Annotated in this window: 19 protein-coding genes and 2 tRNA genes; 6 read left to right on the forward strand and 15 right to left on the reverse strand. The window is 66.6% G+C overall.

The annotated features are described in order from the left end of the window. Window position 1 precedes the first annotated feature (1 nt). From E5S69_RS28840 to E5S69_RS28850, 3 genes are read right to left on the reverse strand one after another with little or no spacing between them, the layout of a single operon-like run. Complete coding sequence (locus tag E5S69_RS28840; RefSeq protein ID WP_171517851.1) at window positions 2-1,138, reverse strand: ABC transporter permease; 1,137 nt, start codon at window positions 1,136-1,138, stop codon at window positions 2-4. Further along, window positions 1,135-2,184: a microcin C ABC transporter permease YejB gene (locus E5S69_RS28845; protein WP_171517852.1), complete on the reverse strand. Its 1,050-nt coding sequence runs from the start codon at window positions 2,182-2,184 to the stop codon at window positions 1,135-1,137. The genes E5S69_RS28840 and E5S69_RS28845 overlap by 4 nt, the downstream gene beginning before the upstream one ends. 51 nt (window positions 2,185-2,235) lie before the next feature. Then, window positions 2,236-4,137: an extracellular solute-binding protein gene (locus E5S69_RS28850; RefSeq protein WP_171517853.1), complete on the reverse strand. Its 1,902-nt coding sequence runs from the start codon at window positions 4,135-4,137 to the stop codon at window positions 2,236-2,238. A 210-nt stretch (window positions 4,138-4,347) separates the two neighbouring features. Between E5S69_RS28850 and fabI the strand changes: the two genes are divergently transcribed. After that, a complete protein-coding gene (gene fabI, locus E5S69_RS28855; RefSeq protein ID WP_115703742.1) occupies window positions 4,348-5,136 on the forward strand; it encodes an enoyl-ACP reductase FabI in 789 nt (262 codons plus the stop codon). 96 nt (window positions 5,137-5,232) lie between these two features. Here the strand turns inward: fabI and E5S69_RS28860 are convergent, their stop codons facing one another. From E5S69_RS28860 to E5S69_RS28895, 8 genes are all read right to left on the reverse strand, one after another. Then, window positions 5,233-6,477, reverse strand: a complete 1,245-nt coding sequence (locus E5S69_RS28860; protein ID WP_171517854.1) for an MFS transporter — start codon at window positions 6,475-6,477, stop codon at window positions 5,233-5,235. A gap of 190 nt (window positions 6,478-6,667) precedes the next feature. Then, a complete protein-coding gene (locus E5S69_RS28865) occupies window positions 6,668-7,117 on the reverse strand; it encodes a potassium channel family protein (RefSeq protein ID WP_171517915.1) in 450 nt (149 codons plus the stop codon). Between the two features lie 11 nt (window positions 7,118-7,128). Further along, a complete protein-coding gene (locus E5S69_RS28870; RefSeq protein ID WP_171517855.1) occupies window positions 7,129-8,178 on the reverse strand; it encodes a DUF2955 domain-containing protein in 1,050 nt (349 codons plus the stop codon). After that, entirely contained in the window at window positions 8,168-9,313 is a 1,146-nt protein-coding gene (locus tag E5S69_RS28875; protein WP_171517856.1) for an HlyD family secretion protein, read from the reverse strand. The genes E5S69_RS28870 and E5S69_RS28875 overlap by 11 nt, the downstream gene beginning before the upstream one ends. A gap of 10 nt (window positions 9,314-9,323) precedes the next feature. Beyond that, complete coding sequence (locus E5S69_RS28880) at window positions 9,324-10,865, reverse strand: efflux transporter outer membrane subunit (protein WP_171517857.1); 1,542 nt, start codon at window positions 10,863-10,865, stop codon at window positions 9,324-9,326. Between the two features lie 14 nt (window positions 10,866-10,879). After that, on the reverse strand, window positions 10,880-11,992 hold the full coding sequence (locus E5S69_RS28885; RefSeq protein WP_171517858.1) for an AI-2E family transporter: 1,113 nt from the start codon (window positions 11,990-11,992) through the stop codon (window positions 10,880-10,882). Between the two features lie 280 nt (window positions 11,993-12,272). After that, window positions 12,273-12,349: transfer RNA gene (locus tag E5S69_RS28890), tRNA-Arg, on the reverse strand. Window positions 12,350-12,400: 51 nt separating this feature from the next. Beyond that, window positions 12,401-13,666: a GGDEF domain-containing protein gene (locus tag E5S69_RS28895; RefSeq protein WP_171517859.1), complete on the reverse strand. Its 1,266-nt coding sequence runs from the start codon at window positions 13,664-13,666 to the stop codon at window positions 12,401-12,403. Between the two features lie 411 nt (window positions 13,667-14,077). On the opposite strand from E5S69_RS28895, the gene E5S69_RS28900 reads away from it, so the two are divergent. Continuing rightward, window positions 14,078-14,154, forward strand: a tRNA-Pro gene (locus E5S69_RS28900). 266 nt (window positions 14,155-14,420) lie between these two features. Here the strand turns inward: E5S69_RS28900 and E5S69_RS28905 are convergent. Next, window positions 14,421-14,942: a hypothetical protein gene (locus tag E5S69_RS28905; RefSeq protein WP_171517860.1), complete on the reverse strand. Its 522-nt coding sequence runs from the start codon at window positions 14,940-14,942 to the stop codon at window positions 14,421-14,423. A 588-nt stretch (window positions 14,943-15,530) separates the two neighbouring features. Here E5S69_RS28905 and infA point away from each other — a divergent pair. From infA to E5S69_RS28920, 3 genes are all read left to right on the forward strand, one after another. Next, window positions 15,531-15,752, forward strand: coding sequence for a translation initiation factor IF-1 (gene infA, locus E5S69_RS28910; protein ID WP_008641674.1), 222 nt, complete (start codon window positions 15,531-15,533; stop codon window positions 15,750-15,752). A gap of 204 nt (window positions 15,753-15,956) precedes the next feature. Then, entirely contained in the window at window positions 15,957-16,433 is a 477-nt protein-coding gene (locus tag E5S69_RS28915) for a SixA phosphatase family protein (protein WP_171517861.1), read from the forward strand. Window positions 16,434-16,591: 158 nt separating this feature from the next. After that, window positions 16,592-17,434 carry a GNAT family N-acetyltransferase gene (locus E5S69_RS28920; RefSeq protein ID WP_171517862.1) on the forward strand — a complete coding sequence of 281 codons (843 nt, stop codon included), beginning with the start codon at window positions 16,592-16,594 and terminating at the stop codon, window positions 17,432-17,434. A gap of 72 nt (window positions 17,435-17,506) precedes the next feature. Here the strand turns inward: E5S69_RS28920 and ppx are convergent, their stop codons facing one another. After that, complete coding sequence (gene ppx / locus E5S69_RS28925) at window positions 17,507-19,039, reverse strand: exopolyphosphatase (protein WP_171517863.1); 1,533 nt, start codon at window positions 19,037-19,039, stop codon at window positions 17,507-17,509. 154 nt (window positions 19,040-19,193) lie between these two features. On the opposite strand from ppx, the gene ppk1 reads away from it, so the two are divergent. Then, window positions 19,194-21,320: a polyphosphate kinase 1 gene (ppk1, locus tag E5S69_RS28930; protein WP_171517864.1), complete on the forward strand. Its 2,127-nt coding sequence runs from the start codon at window positions 19,194-19,196 to the stop codon at window positions 21,318-21,320. 52 nt (window positions 21,321-21,372) lie between these two features. Here ppk1 and phoR read toward each other — a convergent pair whose 3' ends face one another. Together phoR and phoB are read right to left on the reverse strand one after the other, a co-directional pair. Next, entirely contained in the window at window positions 21,373-22,755 is a 1,383-nt protein-coding gene (gene phoR, locus E5S69_RS28935; protein WP_171517865.1) for a phosphate regulon sensor histidine kinase PhoR, read from the reverse strand. Between the two features lie 113 nt (window positions 22,756-22,868). Next, window positions 22,869-23,576 (reverse strand): phosphate regulon transcriptional regulator PhoB, encoded by a 708-nt coding sequence (phoB, locus tag E5S69_RS28940; RefSeq protein WP_022535813.1) that lies wholly within the window; start codon window positions 23,574-23,576, stop codon window positions 22,869-22,871. Window positions 23,577-23,603 lie beyond the last annotated feature (27 nt).

Consider the following 23,603-nt stretch of genomic DNA (forward strand, 5'->3'; position numbering starts at 1 on the left):
GTCATGGCATGGCCTCCGGAGCCGCCCCGGTGGGCGCGCCCGCCGGGACCTTTGGCTCGACGCGGCCGCGCAGCGCGGCCAGCCCCAGCCGGGTATCGAAGGCATCGCGCAGCGCATCGCCCATGAACGTCAGCAGCAGCAGCGTGACCACCAGCACCGCGAAGGTCGACAGCGAGATCCACCACGCATCGAGATTGGCCTTGCCCTGCGCCAGCAGCTCGCCCAGGCTCGGCGTGGTCGGCGGCACGCCCAGGCCGAGAAAGTCCAGGCTGGTCAGCGCCAGGATCGCCGCGCTCATGCGGAACGGTAAAAAGGTAATCACCGGGGTCAGGCTGTTGGGCAGGATATGCCGCCACATGATCTGCACGTTGGACAGTCCGAGCGCGCGCGCGGCCTTGACGTAGTCGAGCGAGCGGTTGCGGTAGAACTCGGCGCGCACGTAGTCGGACAACCCCATCCAGCCGAATAGCGACAGCAGGATGATCAGCAGCGCCAGGCTGGGCTCGAAGATCGAGGCGAAGATGATCAGCAGGTACAGCTCGGGCATCGAGCTCCAGATCTCAATGGCGCGTTGCGAGAACAAGTCGAAGCGCCCGCCGAAAAACCCCATGAGTGCCCCGGTCAGCGTGCCGACCAGCACCCCGATCACGGTCAGCGCCAGCGCGAACAGCACCGACACGCGGAAGCCATACAGCAGCCGCGCCAGCACGTCGCGGCCACGGTCGTCGGTGCCCAGCCAGTTCTCCGCCGAAGGCGGCGCCGGGTTGGGCTCCTTGGCGAAGTAGTTGAGCGAGTCGTACGAATACTGGTTCAGCGGAAACACCGCAAAATTGCCGTTGGTGGTGATGCGGTCGCGGATATACGGGTCCAGGTAGTCGGCAGGCGTGGCGAAATCGCCGTCGAAGGTGGTTTCGGGATAGACCTTGACGATGGGGAAATACCATTCGCCCTTGTAGTGCACCACCAGCGGCCGGTTGCTCGACAGCAGTTCGGCGCCAAGGCTCAGCACAAAGATGGCGACAAAGATCACCAGGCTCCAGTAGCCGCGCCGGTTGCGGCGGAAACGCTGCCAGGCGCGCTGGCGCGGCGAAGGCGAATGCGGCAGGCCGTCGGGCGCCGCGTGCGAGAACGTTTTCATCGGTGCAGGCCCTCGAAATGGATGCGCGGATCCACCAGCACGTAGCAGACATCGGAGATCAGGCGCGTGACCAGCCCGATCAGCGTGAACAGGTAGAGCGTGCCCAGCACCACCGGATAGTCGCGGCGCAGCACCGCCTCATACGACAACAGGCCCAGCCCGTCCAGCGAGAACAGCGTCTCGATCAGCAGCGAGCCGGTAAAGAACGCGCCGATGAAGGCCGCCGGGAAGCCGGTCACCAGCGGGATCAGGGCATTGCGGAACACATGCTTCCACAGCACGCGGCGCTCGCCCAGGCCCTTGGCGCGCGCGGTCAGCACGTACTGCTTGCGGATTTCCTCGAGGAAGGCGTTCTTGGTCAGCATGGTCACGACCGCGAAGCTGCCCACCACCGACGCCGTGATCGGCAGCACCAGGTGCCACAGGTAGTCCATCACCTTGCCCATCAGCGACAGCTGCTCCCAGTTGTCCGAGGTCAGCCCGCGCAGCGGGAACCACTGCACGAAGGTGCCGCCGCCGAACAGCACCAGCAGCAGCACACCCAGCACGAAGCCGGGAATGGCATAGCCCACCAGCACGATGATGCTGGTCACCACATCGAAGCGGCTGCCCGCACGGATCGCCTTGGAGATGCCGAGCGGCACCGATATCAGGTAGGTCAGGAAAAAGGTCCACAAGCCGAGGCTGACCGATACCGGCAGCTTGGACTTGACCAGCTCCCACACGCTGCGGTGCTGGAAATAGCTCTGTCCCAGGTCGAACTGCGCAAAGCGCTTGAGCATCAGCAAGTAGCGCTCCAGTGGCGGCTTGTCAAAGCCATAGAGGGCCTGGATCTCCTTGATCTTGTCGGGGTCGACGCCGCGCCGCCCACGGTATTCGGCGCCGCCACCGCTGGCTTCGCCAGCGCCGCCGCGCCCTTTCAGTTCCATCATCATCTGTTCGACCGGGCCGCCCGGTACGAACTGGATCACGACGAAGGTCAGCGTGATGACGCCGACCAGCGTCGGAATCATCAGCAAAATGCGTTTAAGCAGATAGGCAAGCATGGGGGCCGTCTCTTTCTTTGTCGGCGCTGAACGCGTCAGCGCCCGCGCGCCTCAGCGGGCTTGCGCCTGCACGTCGGTGCGCCACCAGTGGCTCAGGATCCAGCCTTCGGCGGTGTAGTAGTACGGAAGCCGCTCCGGATAGGCCAGCGTCTTGCGGTAGGCAACCCGGTGCGAAGCGCTGTACCAGTTCGGCACGATGTAGTAACCGTGCATCAGCACCCGGTCCAGCGCGCGGCCGGCCGTGACCAGCTCCTGGCGGGTATGGGCGTGCAGCACATTGTCCACCAGCTTGTCGACCACCGGCGACTTCAACCCGAACAGGTTATCCGAGCCCGGCGTACCGGCGGCCTCGCTGGAGAAGCGGTCGCGCAGCTCATTGCCCGGGCTTTGCGAATCGGGGAAGCGGATCGACACCATGTCGAAGTCGAAGTCTTCCAGCCGCTTCTGATACAGCGCGAAATCGGTGGTGCGCTGGTGCACCTGGATGCCAAGCTTCTCCAGATTGCGCACGTAGGTGGTGATCACCCGGCTCATGGCGCCGCCGTCATCGAGGAACTCGAACACGAGCGGCTCGCCCCTGGCGTTGCGCAGCGCGCCGTCGGTATAGGTCCAGCCGGCCTGGGCCAGCAGGCGCCGCGCCAGGCGCAGGTTGTCGCGCAGCGAGCGCGGCGCCGCGGTGCTGGGCTGGACCACGTCGGGGCCGAACACCTCCGGCGGCAGTTGTGCGCGCAGGGGCTCCAGCAGCAGCATTTCGGCAGGGCCGGGGCGGCCATCGAAGGTGGCGCTGGCGGCCAGCTCGCTGTTCGAGAACCAGCTGTCCAGCCGCTTGTAGGCGCCGTAGAACAACTGCCGGTTCAGCCATTCGAAATCCAGCGCGAGGATCAGCGCCTGGCGTACGCGCACGTCCTGGAACACCGGCTTGCGCAGGTTCATCACATAGCCCTGCATGCCGGCGCCGTTGCGGTGCGGGAACTCGGTCTTGAGCAGTTCGCCGTTGCGGAAACGCGTGCCCTGGTAGCTCTTGGCCCAGTTCTTGGCCTTGTACTCGACGATGGCGTCGAACTCGCCCGCCTTGAAGGCCTCCAGCCGCGCGGTCTCGTCCTTGTACAGCCGGTACACCACGCGCGCGAAATTAAAGGTGCCACGCCGCACCGCAAGGCCCTTGCCCCAGTATTTCGGGTCGCGCTGGAAGATAATGCCGCGGCCGGCATCGAAGCGCTCGATCAGGTAAGGGCCGCTCGCCACCGGCGGCTCGAAGGTCAGCTTCTCGAACGGAACCTTGGCTGTCCATTTGCGCGAGAACACCGGCAGCGAGCCGACGATCAGCGGCAGTTCGCGGTTGCGCTGCTTGAAATCGAAACGCACCGTGCGCTCGCCGGTCACGACTACCGCCTTCACGTCGGTGCACATGCTGCGATAACCCGGGCTCGAAGCCTTGCTCATCAGCATGTCGTAGGAATACTTGACGTCCGAGGCCAGCACCGGATCGCCATTGGAAAAGCGCGCTTGCGGGCGGATCGTGAACGTGACCGACATCTCGTCCGGCGCCACCGTGACGTCGTCGGCAAGCAGGCCATAGGCACTGGCGCTTTCGTCGGCGCTGGCGATCAGCAGCGACTCGAACATCAGCGCATTCAGCCCCGGGGCGGCGGTGCCCTTCAGGGTGAACGGATTGAACTTGTCGAAACTGGTGCGCCGGTCCGGATTGGCGAGCGTCAGCGTGCCGCCGACTGGCGCATTAGGATTGGCGTAGCCGAAGTGCGAAAAATCAGCCTGGTACTTGAGGTCACCATGCAGTGCAAAACCATGCGCCGCCCATGCCGGATCGGAAAAGAGCGAGACCGCCGCCGCCAGCGTCAGCGCCAGCTTCATTGCCGCCCAACTACGCAGTACTGCATCCCGCCGGAAGCACTGCCATGCCGCCTGAAGCGGCCAACGTGCTTGAATAGGCATCCTGTTGGATTCCTCCACTGTCACCTGTGGGGGCCCGGCGTTCTGCGGCCGGGCCAAGTATGAGACAATTTTACATGCGTCCGGGGTGGCCCCAGCCATCCGGACATTCCCTCTGCGCGGCGCAATAAAAGGGCCGCAAGATAGCCCGGCACCCGCACCGCCGCATGGCGGACGCACGAAACGTGCCTGATACACCACCTTGGAGAATTTATGGGATTTCTGGCAGGTAAGCGGATCCTGATCACCGGCTTGCTTTCGAACCGCTCGATCGCCTACGGCATTGCCTCGGCGTGCAAGCGCGAAGGCGCCGAACTGGCCTTCACCTACGTCGGCGAACGGTTCAAGGACCGGATCAGCGACTTTGCCAAGGAATTCGGCAGCGACCTGATATTCGAATGCGACGTCGGCAGCGACGAGCAGATCGCCGCTACCTTCGCTGCGCTGGGCCAGCGCTGGGAAAAGTTTGATGGCCTGGTGCACTCGATCGGCTTCGCGCCGCGTGAAGCGATTGCCGGCGACTTCCTCGATGGCCTGTCGCGCGAGGGCTTCCGCATCGCCCACGACATCTCCGCCTACAGCTTCCCGGCACTGGCCAAGGCCGCCCTGCCGCTGCTGTCCGACAAGGCCTCGCTGCTGACGCTGACCTACCTGGGCGCCGAGCGCGTGGTCCCCAACTACAACACCATGGGCCTGGCCAAGGCCTCGCTCGAGGCCAGCGTGCGCTACCTGGCCTCTTCGGTCGGCCCGCGCGGCATTCGCGCCAACGGCATCTCGGCCGGCCCCATCAAGACCCTGGCCGCTTCGGGCATCAAGGGTTTTGGCAAGCTGCTCGGCCATTTCGAGCAAGCCGCGCCGCTGCGCCGCAATGTCACCATCGAAGAGGTCGGCAACGTGGCTGCCTTCCTGCTGTCGGACCTGGCCAGCGGCGTGACGGGTGAGATCACCTATGTTGACGGCGGCTTCAACGTGGTCGGCGCCAGCGTCGCGGACGCGGAGTAAATCCGGCACCGGCGACAGCCGCAACACAAAAAGGGGGTGCCGACATGGCACCCCCTTTTTGCTTCGGCGCCCCGATGAACGGTGCGCACGCGGAAACTATGCCGTGGCGGGGACGCGCCGCCGGTCCATGCCCAGCATCGACCAGGCATAGATCACCAGCCCGCCGAGCGCCAGCAGCAGGCCGACCCAGCCGATCGATTCCCAGCCGTAGCCGGCCGCGATGGTGAGCCCGCCCAGCCACGCGCCCAGCGCATTGGCCAGGTTGAAGGCCGAATGGTTGAGCGCTGCCGCCAGCGTCTGGGCATCGCCCGCTACGTCCATCAGCCGGATCTGCAGTGCCGGGCCCAGCGCCACGGCGGTGCCCACCAGCAGCACGTTGAAGGCCGCCAGCCAGGCATGCGGCGCGGTAAAGGTAAACGCGCCCAGCACCAGCGCGGTCCAGACCAGCACGCCCCCTACCGTGGGCATCAATGCCTTGTCGGCCAGCCTGGCACCGGCCAGGTTGCCCGCCACCATGCCGATGCCGAATAGTGCCAGCACCACCGGGATGCCCGCCGCCGGCATATGCGCCAGCTCCAGCATGGTGGGCTTGATATAGCTGAACACCGAGAACATGCCGCCAAACCCGATCGCGCCGATACCCAGCGTCAGCCATACCTGCTTGCGCTTCAGTGCCGACAGTTCGCGCAGCGGGCTGGCACGCCGGTCAGCCGGCACGAACGGCGCCCAGCGCCATACCAGCAGCGCCGTCAGTGCACCGAGCGCACCCACGATCACGAAGGCCGAACGCCAGCCCAGCCACGTGCCGACCGATGCGGCAATGGGCACGCCGACCAGCGTGGCGGTGGTCAGGCCCAGCATCACCAGCCCCACCGCCTGCGCGCGCCGCTCGCGCGGGACCAGGCTGGCGGCCACCAGCGCCGCCACGCCGAAATAAGTGCCATGCGGAAAACCCGTGAGCAGGCGCGCCACCAACATCGACAGGTACGACGGCGCCAGCGCGCTGGCGATATTGCCGGCGGCAAACACCGCCATCAATGCGATCAGCAGGTTGCGCCGCGGCCAGCGGGCGCCCAGTACCGCCAGCAGCGGCGCGCCGACGACCACGCCGAGCGCATAGGCGCTGATCAGGTGGCCAGCTTGCGGGATCGAGATGCCGAGGTTGGTCGCGGCATCGGGCAACAAGCCCATGATGACGAACTCGCCGGTGCCGATGCCGAAGCTGCCGACGCCGAGCGCCAGCAGCGAGAGCCGGCCGGATTGATGGGGATCGCGGGAAGACGGGGAAGCAGCGGCGCCGCGGTCAGGATCCGCGGCGGATGGTGCATGTGGGGCGGCCATGTACAGGATTGCAGGATGTTCAACGAAATGCCGCCCGCTGACGGGCGAGGTAATGTCCTCGCCTCTGGTCGATCCAGCGTGCTCCTGTGCGGCGCGCAGGCCGTATTGTGCGGCAAAAACGCCAACCGTGCCGGCGCCGACGCGGCACCGCCGCAGGGCCCAACCCACCCGTACCCGATGGCCACTTCCGCTATGGCTCTGCGTCCGGCCCCAGCGCGGCCAGATTGTGCTTGATCACGTCCAGCACCGCCGCGGTCGTCACTGAACTGGAGACGCCGAACATCAGGATGCCGTTGGCCGCCTCCATCGGCCCCAGCAGGCGCCACGTCGGAGACATGACGATATCCCCATAGCCCAGCGTGGCAAAGTTGACGCCTGAGTGATACAGCGCAGTAGCGAAATCGGGGAACTCACCCAGCAGCATGAACAGGACGGCCCAGATCGCCATCTGGACAAAGTTGCCGAACAGGATCAGCACCATCACCACCGACAGCAGCAAGACCTCCTGGCCCAGCTCCGCGCGGCCCTGCCACGCATGCTTGAAGCGCACGTAGTAGCGCAGGCAGACCGCCACAAAGACCGCCTGCAACATCAGGCAGACCAGCATCACGGGAAGGCCGACGGCCAGGTTGTGCAGCATCATCGCCAGGTTCAGCCAGACAGTTGCCGGGCCCCGCGGGGCTGTTCGAGCCATTCGACCATCAGCCAGGCATACAGCGTGACGCCGACGAACAAGGCCATGCGCACGGCGAAGGCGGTATAGACGTCCTTGCCGGCGGCGCTGTCCTGCACCGACTGGCCCAGCAGGATGATCAGCGTCACGAGGGTATTGAGCCAGAAGCCGGGCGGGTACGACGACGGGCTGAGGCCATACAGCTTGCGCGCTACCAGCAAGCCGAACAGCAGCATCCACAGGAAGTACATCCACAAATGCACAAACAGGCTGAGCGCGGCCCAGAACAGAATGGCCAGGACACCGCCAGACAGCGTCGACCCAAGCAGTTCGCGCCCCGCGCCGCGTGCCGAGGTGGTGCAGCTTTGCCGGCCCAGCACGGCCGCTTTCATGATGATCGGCAGGTACGCCGCCGGATCGTTCAGCGCCAGCAGGAAAGCCGGCATGACCACCAGCGCGGCGCGCAGCGCGATCCGGGCGGCCTGGCCTTCCGGCAGGGCCGCTGGCGCAGGCGGGGCGCCGGCGCCAGCAGGTTCCGGAAACAGCCAGTGTCCAAGCCCGAGCGCCATCACCGCGACGAGCAAACCCTTGACCAGCGCTTCGATGACGGTGACCGCCAGGCCGAAATCAAAGGTGCCCGCCGCCGAGATCAGGGTCAGCCCCACCACCAGGAAGGTCGACACCAGGCTGTTGCCGCCACGCATGCCATAGCGAAACGCCAGGAACAGGCACAGGCCGACCATCAGCACGCCACTGGCGGGGTAATAGCGCAGGACCGGGATCAGCAGCAGGCCGGTGCCCGTGGTCAGCATCACGGCCAGCGCCAGGCCCAGCGCGGCCGCGGGCGACATCGGGAGATTCACGCTGGTCAGCAGGAACACCCCGAGCACCGGCGCCACCATGGGAACCGGCAGGCCCAGGCCAAAGCTGGCCGCCAGGCACAGCGCGGTCCCGCTGGCCAGGCGCAGCGAGCGCCGGGCGCGTGGATCGGGCGCGGGCAACGGCAGCGCGGGCCGGTCAGTAGACATAGGAAAGCCAGCTCATCAGATACAGGAACAAGCGGCCAAGCGGATTGAGCGGATTGCCCTCGGTGGGAAACGCCATGACCTCGGCCTGCCCGCCCACGCGAATGCCGCGCAGCGCGGCAACTTCGTCTCGGTCAATGTCGACAATGACCGGGAAGCGTTGCGCCGGACGCAGCCAGTCACGGCTGTTCTGCACCGTCGGCAGGGTGCCTGGCGGCGTGCCCGGCCCTACGTTGACGCCGTAGCCGACGCTGCGCACGCGGCCTTTGAAGACCCTGCCGGGCAAGGCATCCAGCACCACGGCAACCGGCGTGCCAGGCTCGACGCGACCCAGGTTGTTCTCGGTCATTTCTGCGTTGACCCACACATCGTGGATGGCGATCAGCGTCATGACCGGATTGCCGGCAGCGGCAAACTGGCCGACGTCGGTGCGCAAATCGGTGACCAGCCCGGCGGCGCGCGCCCGCACCTGCGTATTGGCCAGGTCCAGTTCGGCTTTCTCCAGGGCCGTGGCGGCGCTGCGCAGCTTGGCGTTGTCGTCCTCGCTGCCGCCCTGCTGCTCGCGCGCCCGCTGGACCTCGGCCCGGGCGGCGGCGACCTGGCTGACGGCCTGCTCGAAGGTGGCCCGTGCCACCTCCAGTCGTCGCAGCGAAATGGTGCCCGGGTCTTCCTGGTACAACCGTTCGAGGCGCTCGCTATCCTGCCGCGCCTTGACTTCGTTGGCACGGGCCGCGCGCAGCGATGCCTGCGCCGATTCGATGCCCGCGGTGCCGGCGCCAATCTGCCGGCGCGTCGATTCCAGGTCAGCGCGGGCGCGGTCTACGGCAATCCTGTAGTGCTGCGGATCCACCTCGAACAGCACCGTGCCTGCCGCGACGTCCTGGTTGTTGCGCACCTGCACCTTGATCACGCGCCCCGACACTTCCGCGGCAACCGGCACCACGAAGGCCTGCACCCGCGCCTGTTGCGTGTAGGGGGTCAGGCGGTCGGCCAGCAGATACCAGGCGAGGCTGATCATGATCAGCAGCAGGACCCAGCGCACGCCCTTTCCTGACGCGTCGGCAGCCGGCGGCGGTGCGCCGGGCGCAGGAGCCGGCGGAACCGGGGGCGCTGCGGGAGGTTGGGGGGTTTCGCTCATCGACGCTCGCTCAGGGATTACCGTTGACTGATAGCGGAACCGGCGCCGGCGCTGGCTCATCCAGCAGGGTCCCCCAGTCGGTGCGTTGCTGCATCTGCTGGCGGGTGGCGGGGTCCAGCAGCGGCAGCTCGCTGGACCAGCCGCCCCCGAGCGCCTTGTAGACGGCGATCAGATCGCTGACCGCATTGCTGCGGTTGACCACGTAGGCGTCCTGCTGGGTCGCCAGCGCGCGCTGGGCATCGAGCACGCGTTGGAAGTCGGAGTAGCCCTCACGGTAAAGCGCGTTGGCCAGCGTCAGCGAACGCCGCGCGGCCAGCGCGCTGTCGCGCAGGATCTGCTCGCGCTCCAGCGCCTTGATCAGCGCACTGGCGGCATCGTCGGCTTCGCGCGCCGCCTGCCGTACGGCATCCTGGTAGGCGATGATCAGTTGTTGCAGGCGGGCGTCCTGCACGCGCACGGTGTTCCGGATGCGGCCATAGTCGAACACGTTCCAGCGCAGGCTGGGGCCGCCGACCAGCGCCAGGCTGTTGGGCGTGCCCGCCAGCGTGCTGGCGGACCAGACAATGCTGCCCAGCAGCGTCAGCGACGGATACAGATCGGCCTCGGCCACGCCGACCAGCGCCGATTGCGCGGCGATCTGCAGCTCGGCGGCGCGGATATCCGGACGGCGCAGCAGCAGGCTGGCGGGCACGTCCTGCAGCACGGCGCGATCGACCAGCGGAATCACGCCTTCCTGGCCGGTCAGTTCCGGCAACTCCGGCAATGGACCCGGCGGGCGGCCGACCAGCACCGCCAGGGCATTGCGGGTGCGCGTGATCTGGCTTTCGAATTCCGGGATGGTGCTGAGGGTGCCCAGGTACTGGGTCTTCGCTTGCTGCAGGTCGAGTTCGTCGGTTTCGCCGCTCTTGAACAGGCGCTCGGTGATTTCAAAGCTGCGGCGCTGCAGCGCCGCGTTATCGCGGGCGATGCGCAGGCGCGCCTCGGCCGTGCGCAACGCAAAGTAGGTTTCCGCCACCTGGGCGCGCAGCAACACCAGGACATCGTCGCGGTTGGCGCGGGCGGCAAAGTAGGCGGCATCGGCAGATTCGATGGCGCGGCTGAAGCGCCCCCAGAAATCCACCTCCCAGCCGATGTCGAAGCCCGCACTGTATTGCCAGAAGCGGCTGTTCTGCGGATTGCGGCCGCCAGCCTGCCGGCGCTCCGTGTACAGGACATCGGCGCTGGCCTGCTGCAGTTGCGGGAAACGTCCGCTCCGGGCAATGCCCAGCTGGGCGCGCGCTTCCATCACGCGCAGGCCGGCTAGCTGCAGGCTGGCATTGTGCGCGTCGGCTTCGGCGATCAGGCGTTCGAGCACCGGGTCGCCGAAGACCTGCCACCACGCGAGCATATCGGGCAGCGCCTGCTGCACGGTTGCCTGCTCAAGCGCCGGACTGCGCCACTGCTGGGTCCAGGGCTCCTGCTGCGGCTGGAAGTCAGGCCCCAGGCGCGCGCAGCCCCCAACGCAACAGGCGCCGGCAAGCAATGCGCGCAAGGGAGGTTTCCAGCGCGGCATGGGGGCGCGGGTGTTCAGGTCTGTTGCTGGTTCCCAGGCTCGGTCTGCGCGGGCGGCAGCGGCGGATCTTCCACCCATTGCCAGAACAGCTGATAGCCGACGGCCAGCATCACCGGGCCGATGAACAGGCCGATCACGCCGCCGGTCACCATCCCGCCCAGCGCCCCGATCAACACCACCGGCATCGGCACGTCGACGCCACGCCCAAGCAACAGCGGCTTGAGCACGTTATCGGCCAGGCCCGCCACGAAGACATAGATGGCGAAGACGATGGTGGCCATGCTGGCCCCTTCGTTGGCAAAGACAAAGATGATTACCGGCACGGTGATCAGCGTGGCCGGCAACTGCGCGACGCCCAGCAGCAGCACCGCCATGGCCAGCACGCCAGCGGCCGGAACCCCCTTGATCACGAAGGCAACGCCGATCAGCAACATCTGGATAAAGGCGATGCCGACCACGCCCTGCGCCACCGCGCGAATGGTCGCCGTGCATAGCGAGGCGACGCGCTGCCCCCGTTCCGGGCCAAAGATGCGCGCGGCAATCTGCACGGCGCTGCGATTGCCGGCCTCGCCGTACGCCATGAAGATGCCGCCGATAATCAATGCGAAGACGAATATCAAGAGCCCTTTGCCGATGCCCGCGGCGGCGCCCAGCACGACCAGGCTGATTTCCTTGACCTCGGGCGCATGCGCCTGGATCACGCCGGTCAGGTCGGAAGCGGCGTGCAGCCAGACATCGTACAGGCGCTGGCCCACCAGCGGCCAGCTGGCGACCGACTCGGCCGGTGGCGGAATATGAATGCCCTCGTTCTTGACCATGGCCATGGCATTGCCAACCGAGTCGACCATCGCGTCGCCCAACAGGTATGCCGGCAGCGCGATGATGGCAATGGCGACCAGCACAATCAGCGTGGCAGCACGTCCGTCCCGGTTGCCCAGCCTGCGCCGGAGCCTGACCTGCAGGGGATAAATGGTTACCGCCAGGATCACCGACCAGACAATGAGATCGAGAAAGGGCCGGAATATCTGGAAGCAGAAGATCGCGAGCACCGCGATCAGCCCGGCCCGGATCAGCACATCGAGGAGTCCGCGCGACAGCACTCTTTCTGAAGTTGGCGTGGGCATCATCGCTTGTCTCCCTGCTGATCACCATCAAGATCCAGGACCGGCAACCTCGCCGCCGCGCATTCGCCAGGCCAGGTTAAGTACTGGCCGCATGGACGGATGAAATCCAGTCTAGGTGAGGGGTAAGGCCGGGACAACCTCAACACGTATGCTTATCGCTACATGGACCGTGGATGGCCAGTTGGCACAGCGATTGGCTTTGCACTTTGCCCGTTGAAGACCCGAAGCTGAAGGAAGGGCCGGGACATCGGCGGCGCGGATCCAGGGCCTGGCCGCGCGAGACTGGCGCGTCCTAGAGGATTCGAACCTCTGACCGCTCGCTTAGAAGGCGAGTGCTCTATCCAACTGAGCTAAGGACGCGAAGGCGTGCATTCTACCGCAGCGCCTGCCTGCGGTGACAAGCCGTGCGCATCAGGACGCGGTGCGCGGCTGGCCGCGCGTGACGTAGCGGCCAGCGCCAGCGGTCTCGGCAGCCGAGGCTGCGCTATCGCCGCCCGCCGGATGCAGCGCCACGCAGTTGCGCCCCTTCAGCTTGGCGTCATACAGGGCGCGATCGGCGCGGCGCATCAGCGCGTCCGCGCCCTCGCCGGGCTGCCGCGCCGCCACGCCGATGCTGACGGTATAGGTGATCGGATCAGGCTCGGACGGACACGGCGTGGCGCGCACCGCCGTGGCGAGCCGCAGGCAGGCCAGCCGCGCCGGCTCGAGCTCGGTGTCCGGCATCACGATGGCAAATTCTTCGCCGCCCAGGCGCCCCGCCAGGTCACCGTGGCCGAGGGTCTTGCGCAGCAGGCCGGCAAAATGCCGCAACACGCTGTCGCCCGCCAGGTGGCCATAGACATCGTTGATGGCCTTGAAGTGATCGAGGTCGACAAACGCGACCGTCATCGGCTTGCGCTGCCGCTCGGCATGCAGGCAGGCGGCCTCCAGTTCCTCCCAGAAAGCGCCGCGCAGCAGCACATCGGTCAGGTCGTCATGGCGCGCGCGACGCTCGAGCATACGACGCAGCCGGTCGTGCGCCATCAGCGCAAAGCTGACCGACACGCCGACCAGGGCAAAGACATTGAATATGGCGAGCTCGCCGTCCCAGGGCATCGGCCGCGGCCAGGCGCCGCCATGCGCCATGCCCGCCAGCGGCCGCAATACGGTCCATGCATTGACGGCCGCGGCGCCGACCACGATCGCCGCCAGCGACCATGCCGCCAGCCGGCCGGTGCCGCGCGCAGCCGGCACCGACGGCACCACGCTGCGGGCCAGATCCAGCAGCAGCACGATGTGGCAGGCGCTCAGGAGCGGCGCCAGATCTGGCAGCGCCACGGCCGCGGCCAGGTATCGCGGCGCCAGGTCACCCCAGGCCACCGCTGCCGCGGCCGCCAGGTTCAGCCCCAGCAAGCCCGCGGCACGGCCCGGCCGCTGCGCAAAGTGACGCGCACCCACTGCCATGACCGAGAGGGCGGCAAGCAACGCCACGTCGGTCGACTCCGGCACCAGCCACATCGGCCGCAATGCCTGCACCGCCGCCAGCACCGCGGCAAAAGCCGCCAGCACGCTGCCTAGCGCCCAGGATGTCAGGCCGCTGCGCTCCATGCCCGACGACCGGCGCAACACAACGCAAACCACCGCCATCTGCAAGGCAAACAGCCCCGCGATAAGCACAACCACGTGCGACTGAAACATCTTTATTCCCGTCCAAGGCAACCAGCGGCGCTCCGCATGCCACCGCGCTTCCCTGCTTCTTTGCCGATCCTGTGCCGGACCGTTGTTATCGAATGCCGCATCTCCTGTTTCAGGCCGCCCGTGCGGCCATTCGGCAAACGCGGGCAGACCGAGCCGCTCGCCCTGGGCGGGAGCGCCGTTCTTGTTCTGGTGATCAGGTCAGTCCGGAAGGAAATACGCAAAACCGGGCGTTCCCAACAGCACGCCGGTCGGACTGGAGCGGTGTGCGGATTATCGCAGCGCGCAAACCCAAGTCAAGCCAGAGCGCCCCCGCCAGAAGGGGGAGCTTCGCGGCAGGTGCGGGTGCCCCGAACCTGCCTGGATCGACACAGATTGACCGTGGTGCGCCAACGCGGCTACAATGGCCGGCTTCGGAGCGTAGCGCAGCCTGGTAGCGCATCTGATTTGGGATCAGAGGGTCGTAGGTTCGAATCCTATCGCTCCGACCAGAAATAGCTGATGGAAACAACGGCCTGGATCGCAAGATCCGGGCCGTTTTTCTTTTATCGGCCTGAGGCGGCTGGGCCCTGCCGTGCAGCATGTGGCGTTCGCGACGCCGGCGTGAGCCCGGTGGTTTCAGTACTGACGATTGCGACCCGCACGGGCACTCCGTGTGGCTGTACGCGGACTTGGTTGGCGCCAGCCGCTATGGTCGTTTGCCTCTAGGGTAGTGCGAGCGCGTTAATCGTCATATCAACCAGATGGGCTAAACGGTTCAGGCAGGCTTCTGGTCCGCCACGCCGCTGCGTCGGCGTTCCAGGTTGCAGTACACATCGGCCGCGACCAGTCCGAACAGCGCATGCGCAAACAGGCTCTCCCAGCCGCGCGCTTCGTCGAACCAGTTGAGATAGCGCCCGACCACATAAAAGTTGACTAGGTACACCACCACGCCGAACGCGATGCCGACCACCGAGGCCAGTCCCAGGCTGGTGTCAAGCCGGAATGACGACAGGATCAGCGCCAGCACCGCCGCCAGGATGATCGACAAGGCAAAATGCACCGTCCCCGCGGCCAGCACGATAGTCCAGTTGAAGGCATCCGCCGACAGCGCCTCGCGGCCCAGGATGATGGCGGCGACCATCTTCACGGTGCCCCAGGCGCCCTGGTACAGCAGAAAGCGCGCGGTCAGCAGCTCCAGCACCATGTAGACCGCGCCGGCGACCAGCCCCGCCAGCACCGCGGCGCGCCAGTCGGGGCGGCAGCGGACATAGCGGTGCGATTCCAGATGGAGTTCCATGGCAGTCTCCTTGCGAGATCCGGCGCGGCACGGCCGTACGCGTTAGTTCTAGCCCATATGGCATAAATGCCAAGCGAACCGCGATTCGAGTTGAGGCTTTATCGCCATTTTGTTGCGCGGCGGGCAGGCCGGGTGCAACCGTTGTCCCGGCAATGCTGCATCCGCGTACGTGATACAATGTCGCAGTAGCCCCCGGGGTGTCCGAGCCTCCCTGTAACCGGGCGTTCTCACCAGCGCGCTCTTGCGAGCGAACCACAGCCGCCGGCGCGGGCCATCCGCGACGACAACGAACTGGCGAACCACCGGGTACACCTGCCCGCCTGCTCCGCGAAGCACACGGCCTCTCCGGCTGTCAGCGACCAGGTTTTCGCCCAAGCAATCCGCGCCCGCAGGGCGACACCGCTGACGCCGCCGACTGCACCGGTCATGCAGGTGCCAGCTGCCGCAGGCTGCGCCCTGCCCTAACCCCTCGCGGTTGGCCGCATCGGCGCAATGTGCCGCGGTGGGTGCCGTTGCGGGCGCAACGTAACAGGATTTTTGAAAAACGTAACCATGCAGCCTTCGCGGGCTGCCGAAAAGGAAGACAGATTGGCTAAGGAAGAACTCATTGAATTTGGCGGCGTGGTGTCGGAAGCCCTGCCTGACAACCGCTATCGTGTCACGCTGGAAAACGGCGTCGAAATCTGGGCATACGCTTCGGGCAAGATGCAGAAGCACCGCATCCGCATCCTGGCCGGCGACCGCGTGACCCTGGAAATGTCGCCCTACGACCTGACCAAGGGACGCATCAACTTCCGCCACAAGTCCTGAGTTTCTCAACGGCGCCGATGGCAACGCGCTCGCGCTGCCGTCCGCGCCGCTGCTGCGTTGCGCCGACGCGCGGTCACGCCGCTGACCTCGCGCCCGGAGACACTTGCGGGCTGCCCTGACCGGCAGCCCGCATTTGTTTGCGCCGCGCTTGCGCCGGTCGGGCCGCTTCACCATACTCGAAGCAAGCTCATTGCCCCGTCCGACATGAACCTGATCCTGTGGCGCCATGCCGAAGCCGAAGACCTTCCCGACGCCCTCAGCCTGAGCCGCCATGCCGATCTGCAGCGGCCGCTGACGCGCCGCGGCCGCAAGCAGGCCGAGGCTTCGGCCAAATGGCTGCGTGCCCATCTGCCCGCCGATACCCGCGTCCTGTGCAGTCCCGCCGTGCGCGCCCGTGAAACCGCGGCCGCGCTGACCGGCGCGGCGGAAATCCTCGATGCCCTGGCGCCCGGCGCCGATGTCAGCGCCGTGCTTGCCGCGGTCGAATGGCCAGAGCGCCCCGAGCATGTGGTGGTGGTCGGCCATCAGCCCTGGATTGGACGGGTCGCGAGCCTGCTGCTGGCGGGCGCCGAAATGGACTGGAGCGTGCGCAAGGGCGGCATCTGGTGGCTGACCGGCCGTACGCGCGAAAGCGAGGCCCAGACGGTCCTGCGCGCGGTCATCAATCCCGAGTTCCTCTGAGTCCGGCCGGGGCGCGGCACCGTCCGGCGCGCCCCTGAAGTGTTCTCGGACGGGCCCCGGCAGTCGAAGTCACGCAACCGTCATCGCCGGGTCACGGCACTGTCACCGGCCCTGACTACATTGCATCGCAACAGTTACGTCACCAAAAGGACATACTGATGCGAGATCTGCCGACGCCTACCCAGCCGCTCTTCGACTCCCTGCCCAATGGCCTCGGCGGCCAGACGGCGCGGAGGCGTCTTCATCGCCCATCGGATACACCGGCACATGAGTCGCCTGTTCTCAGCGTGGCGTGGGCGCGCCACCAGGATGAAGTAGTCGAGGCCCAGCGCCTGCGCTACAAGGTCTTTGCCGAGGAAATGGGCGCGCGCCTGACGTCTTCGGTGCCCGAACTGGACATCGACATGTTCGATGCCTACTGCGACCACCTGATCGTGCGCGACCAGGCCACGCTGCGCGTGGTCGGTACCTACCGGGTGTTGCCGCCGCACCAGGCCAAGCGCCTGGGCTGCCTGTACGCCGAATCCGAATTCGACCTGGTGCGCCTGTCGCACCTGCGCCCCAAGATGCTGGAACTGGGCCGCTCATGCGTGCACCGCGACTACCGCTCGGGCAGCGTCATCATGGCCTTGTGGGGCGGGCTGGGCGAGTACCTGCAGCGCTGGGGCATCGAGTCCATGCTGGGCTGCGCCAGCGTGCCGATGAGCGACGGCGGCCACTACGCCGCCAGCCTGCACCGGCTGTTCAGCGAGCGCTCGCTGGCGCCAATCGAGTACCACGCCTGCCCGCGCCTGCCGCTGCCGGTGGAAGACCTGAACCAGCAGCTGGCGGTCGAGCCGCCCGCGCTGATCAAGGGCTACCTGCGCCTGGGCGCGAAGATCTGCGGCCAGCCCGCCTGGGACCCGGATTTCAACGTGGCGGACTTTCTCACACTGCTGCGCGTGAATGACATGAACCCGCGCTACGCCCGCCACTTCCTGGGCCTGAACAACGCCGCCTGAGCGGCGCCCCACCCAAAGCCCTGCCGGTCACGGCCGCCCCCTTGGCGGCCGTTGGACCGCTTCCAGCCGCACTCAGTCGTAGACCACCTTGTAGCGCTTGCCGATTCGCTGCCATTCGTCCGCTTCCTGCGCCAGGCTGTACTCGATCAACGGATTGGCGTCGATCCACGCCTTCGGCAGCCGCACGGTAAAGCCTTCGTCCAGTGCCTCGGCCAGCTGCGTGACACGGATGTCCGGCAATGCGACATCCGAGCGGCGCCGGCACAGCACGAAGGCCAGGCGCAGGCTGAACAGCATGCGCCAGTCGACGAACTTGCCGCTGCCCGACAGCTTGCCCAGCTTGCCCGCATGGCCCAGCAGCAGCGTCGCCAGCCGCGCCTGGTCGGTCTTGGAAAAGCCCGGCATGTCGGCATGCGTGGCGATGTAGGCGGAGTGCTTGTGGTAGCCGCTGTGCGAGATCGACATACCGATCTCATGCAGGCTGGCCGCCCAGCCGAGCAGCGCCAGGTTGTCCTCGCGCCGTTCATTGGCCGGCTCCGGGAACTGTGACAGCAGCGCCTGCGCGGCGCGCCGCACGCGGCTGGCCTGGGCGCGATCGACGCCGTAGCGGCGCATGAACTGGTCCACCGTGACCGTGCGCATGTCCTCATGGTGGCTGCGTCCGAGCAGGTCGTACAGCACGCCCAGTCGCAGCGCGCCGTCGGTCACGTCCATGCGTTCGATATCGAGTTCGGCGAACACACCCAGCATGATCGACAGCCCGCCCGGCAGCACCGGGATACGGTCCGGCTTGAGGCCGGTCAGCTTGACGCGATTGGTGTTCTCGGCCTTGATCAGCGCACGCTTCAGGCGCTCCAGCCCTTCGCGCGTGATGCCGTGCTCGGCATTGCTGTCGTTCATGCCGTTGAGTTCGATCAGCTCGGCGAGCGCGCGCGCGGTGCCCGACGAGCCGACTGCCTGCTCCCAGCCCGCGGCACGGTACTGGCGCACCAGCACCTGGATTTCCCGGCGTGCCGCCAGCTCGGCCTGCTTCATCGCGTATTCGTCGACGTTGCCACTGGGGAAGAACTGGCGGCTGTGCGATACGCAGCCGATATACAGGCTTTCCATCAGCTTGGACTGGTAGCCGTTGCCGATGATGAACTCGGTCGAGCCGCCGCCGATATCGACCACCAGGCGGTTGCCCTGGCAGGCCGGCGCATCGTGCGAGGCCCCCAGGTAGATCAGCCGCGCCTCCTCGCGCCCGGCGATCACTTCGATCGGGAAGCCCAGCGCGCCCTCGGCCTCGATCAGGAATTCGGAGGCGTTCCTGGCGACGCGCAGCGTATTGGTGGCCACCGCGCGCACCTCGCCCGGCGCAAACTCGCGCAGGCGGTCGCCGAAGCGCCGCAGCGCATCGATGCCGCGCCGCCGCGCGGGCTGGTCCAGGTATTTGTCGGGCGTCAGGCCGGCCGCCAGCCGCACCGGCTCGCGCAGCGCATCGACCTGGAAGATCTGGCTGGCCGGGCCATTGGCCGTGGGGGTCTCGTCCACCCGCCCGATCATCAGGCGGAAGCTGTTCGAGCCCATGTCGACGGCAGCCAGCAGGCGTGGAGTGTTGTTCATCGTTTGCTTGGAGGGCTGGTTCGCGTTGGCGTTGCGAGTCGCAGCAGGGACACGCTGTTGTCTGCGCCTGCCGGCGTTCGCGCCCGGGAAAAATATGTCGTTGTCATGTCCGCATCATGACAAAATTAAATTGTCATGAAAGTGACACGATTCTATGAAAAAGTCGCCACATCACCAAAAGAAGGTCATGACCATGTCGACGACTCCGTCCAGTACGCTGCTCAATCGCGAACTGGGCATCCTGGAATTCAATGCCCGCGTGCTGGCGCAAGCCGCGGACCCGAAAGTCCCGTTGCTGGAGCGGCTCAAGTTCATCTGCATCGTATCCAGCAACCTGGACGAGTTCTTTGAAATCCGCATGGCGGGCCTGAAGGAACAGATGCGCGACAATGCCTCGGGCCTGACGCCGGATGGTCTCTCGTTCCAGCAGACCTACCAGCTTGTCACCGAGCGCACGCAACGGCTTGTGGCTTCGCAGTATGACATGCTGCAGAACACCATTTTTCCACTACTTGAAAAAGAAGGCGTCTTTTTCCACCTGACCACCACCTGGACCGACGCCCAGCGCGAGTGGGCGCGCCAGTTCTTCCAGCGCGAGCTGGCACCGGTGCTGACCCCCATCGCCCTGGACCCCGCGCATCCCTTCCCGCGCGTGCTCAACAAGAGCCTGAACTTCGTGGTGGAACTGTCCGGCAAGGACGCCTTCGGGCGCGATGCCGATCTCGCCATCGTACAGGCGCCGCGCGCTCTGCCGCGCGTGGTGAAGATGCCGGAGAAGCTGTCGGGCTATCCGTACGGCTTTGTCATGCTGTCGTCGTTCATGCAGGGCTTCGTGCACGAGCTGTTCCCCGCCATCGCCGTGCATGGCTGCTACCAGTTCCGCGTGACGCGCAACTCCGACCTGTTCGTCTCGGAAGACGACATCACCGACCTGCGCGAGGCGCTGCAGGGTGAATTGCCCGCGCGCCATTTCGGCGACACGGTGCGGCTGGAGGTCTCGTCGGATACGCCGACTCCGCTGGCGCGCCGGCTGCTGCTGGAGTCCGGGCTTGCCGAACAGGACCTGTACCGCGTGTCCGGCCCGGTGAACCTGGTGCGGCTGATGCAGATCCCCGACATGGTCGATCGACCCGCACTGAAATTTCCGCCCTACGTGCCGGCCCCGGTCAAGGTCTTTGCCGGCGGCGTGTCGATGTTCGACGTCATGCGCCAGCAGGACGTGCTGCTGCACCACCCGTACGAGAGCTTCAGTTCCGTGCTTGACCTGCTGCAGCTGGCCGCGGCCGATCCCAACGTAGTCGCGATCAAGCAGACGGTCTACCGCACCGGCAACGAATCGCTGGTGATGGAAGCGCTGATGACCGCCGCGCGCAACGGCAAGGAAGTGACGGTGGTGGTGGAACTGCTGGCGCGCTTCGACGAGGAAACCAATATCAACTGGGCCGAGCGGCTGGAGTCCGCTGGCGCGCACGTGATCTACGGCGTGGTCGGGCACAAGTGCCACGCCAAGATGCTGCTGATCGTGCGGCGCGAGCCCACCGGGCCCAAGGCCAAGCAAGTCAAGCTGCGCCGCTACGCCCACCTGGGCACCGGCAATTACCACCCGCGCACGGCCCGGCTCTATACCGACTTCGGCCTGCTGACCGCCGACGAGGCCATCTGCGAAGACGTGCACCATGTGTTCCAGCTGCTGACCGGCACGGCCGGCACGATCCGGCTGAACCACCTGTGGCAGTCGCCGTTCACCATGCAGACCAGCCTGGTCGACCATATCCGGGTCGAGGCCCGCAACGCGCGCGCGGGCAAGCCGGCTCACATCATCGCCAAGATGAACGCGCTGCTGGAACCATCGATCATTGATGAGCTGTACAAGGCGTCGCGCGCGGGGGTGAAGATCGACCTGATCGTGCGCGGCGTGTGCGCGCTGATGCCGGGCGTGCCGGGCATGTCCGAGAACATCTCGGTGCGCTCGATCATCGGGCGTTTCCTTGAACACCACCGCGTCTATTACTTCCACGCCGGCGGCGAAGAGGTGCTCTACCTTTCCAGCGCCGACTGGATGGACCGCAACCTGTTCCGCCGCGTGGAAGTCGCATTCCCGGTACTGGACAAGGCGCTCAAGGCGCGCGTGGTCAAGGAAAGCCTGCAGGTCCACCTGCGCGACAATGCGTCGGCGTGGATCATGCAATCGGATGGCAATTACGTGCGCAAGCAGACGCGTTCCAAGCATCCGCATGTAAGCCAGAACGATCTGCTGGTGATGTTCGGCGGCACGCCCTGAGCGCGCGCCGCGAGCAAAAAAAACCCCGCCGCGGCGGGGTTTCCTGTTGCGGTCAGGCGGCGCGCCGCGAACTGTCCGGTGATTGCGGCGCGATCGTCGGACCTGCCCCCGGCACCGGGCTGTCCGCGCTTTCGGCGGCGGAGCGCTGGCTGCGCTCCTGCGGGAACACCACGCGGAACACGCTGCCCCGGCCCTCCTCGCTGGTGACACGCAGTTCCGCATGGTGGCGCGACAGCACGTGCTTGACGATGGCCAGGCCCAGCCCGGTCCCGCCGGTGTCGCGCGAGCGGCTGCGGTCGACGCGGTAGAAGCGCTCAGTCAGGCGGGGAATATGCTCGGGCGCGATGCCCAGGCCAGTATCGGTCACCGAAAACACCGCGTGGCCGTCTTCCCAGGCCAGCCGCATGGTGATACGGCCGCCCTCCGGGGTGTAGCGCACGGCGTTCGAGACCAGGTTGCCCAGCGCGGACATCAGTTCGGTCTCCGCGCCCCGCATGCCCACGGTCGGGTCGATCTCCGCGGCGACATGGTGCCGGCCCTGCGACAGCGCCTCGGCGTCGTGCATCAGGTGCGCCACCATGGCGCGGATCGGCACCACGTCATGGCCGGGCGGCTGCGCGTCGCTTTCCAGCCTGGCCAGCGCCAGCAAGTCTTCGACGATGCTTTGCATGCGCACCGACTGCGCCAGCATCATGTCGATGTAGCGGCGCCGGTCATCCTCCGACACCGGCAGGTCGCGCACGGTCTCGAGGAAGCCGGTCATCACCGTCAGCGGCGTCTTCAGTTCATGCGAGACATTGGCGACGAAGTCGCGCCGCATCGCCTCGGTGTTCTCCAGCTTGGTGATGTCCTGCGTGATCACCAGCTTGCGGTTGTCGCCGTAGGGCAGGATCTGGACCGCGATCACGCTGTGCTTGTGCTCGCCCATGTCGCGCATCACCAGCGGATCGTCGAACTGCTGCCGCGTCAGGTAGTGGACGAACTCCGGCCGGCGGATCAGGTGAGTGATGCGCTGGCGCACGTCGCGCCGCGCGTTCAGGCCGAAATGCTGCTCGGCGACGTCGTTGCACCATTCGATCTGGTCGGCGTCATCGAGCATCAGCACGCCGTTGGGCGAGGCCTGGATCGCCTGGATAAAGCGCGTGTGCTGCTGCTCGACCTGCAGCACCTGGGTGCGCCAGCGCTTGACCAGCCGGTGCAGGCGGTAATACACCTCGCCCCACAGGCCGAGCGCGCTGGGAATCTCGCCGTAGACCGGCGCGTCCAGCACCTTCCACAGCCGGTTGATCTGGTACAGGTAGTAGAACAGCAGCCCGAGCAGCGAAACGCAGGCCAGCGCCAGCGCCGGCACCGGGCCGACGGCCAGGTAGACGCCGGCGGACAGCACCAGCAGGCTGATCAGGATGGCCACGGAACGGGCCCAGATGACATTCATGCGCAGGGTTCAGGCTCGCAGCCAGCCCGGGAATCGGCTGGCTGCAGGGTTGCGACGGAGTGTGCCACGATTTCGCCGCGCCCTGCCAGCGGCGTGGGCCCCCGCCCGGCGCCTCAGGCGCCCGGGGTGCGCGCGAGCCGGTAGCCGCTGCCGCGCACGGTTTCGATCATGTTGCTGTAGCCGCCGGGGGTCAGCGCCGCGCGCAGGCGCTTGATATGGACGTCGACGGTGCGTTCCTCGACAAAGACATGGTCGCCCCACACCTGGTCGAGCAATTGCGACCGGCTGTGCACCCGCTCAGGGTGCGTCATCAGGAAGTGCAGGAGGCGGAACTCGGTGGGGCCCAGGTCCAGCTTGATCGGGCCGCTGTCGTCCTGGCCGGTGACCCGGTGCGTGGCGGGATCCAGCCGCAGCCCGTTGATTGCCACCACGTCGTCGGTCAACTGCGGCGCGCGGCGGCGCAGCACGGCCTTGATCCGCGCCAGCAATTCCTTGGGCGAGAACGGCTTGGTGACATAGTCGTCGGCACCGGCTTCCAGCCCCATCACCTTGTCCTGCTCCTCGCCGCGCGCGGTCAGCATGATGATCGGAATCTGCCGGGTGCGGTCGTTGGCGCGCAACTCCTTGGCGAAGTTCGCGCCCGACTTGCCCGGGAGCATCCAGTCGAGCAGCACCAGGTCGGGCAGCACGTCGCTCATCAGCGACAGCGCCTGCTCGGCGTTATAGGCCCGGATCGGATAGTGCCCCGCGTGCTGCAGGTTCACGGCGATCAGCTCGGCGATCGCCGGTTCGTCTTCGACAACGAGAATACTGCTAGGCATGTGTATGGTTCTCCGTGGGCGGCTGAT

Source organism: Cupriavidus necator (genome assembly GCF_013141915.1).
In the GTDB taxonomy this organism is placed as follows: Bacteria; Pseudomonadota; Gammaproteobacteria; order Burkholderiales; family Burkholderiaceae; genus Cupriavidus; species Cupriavidus necator_B.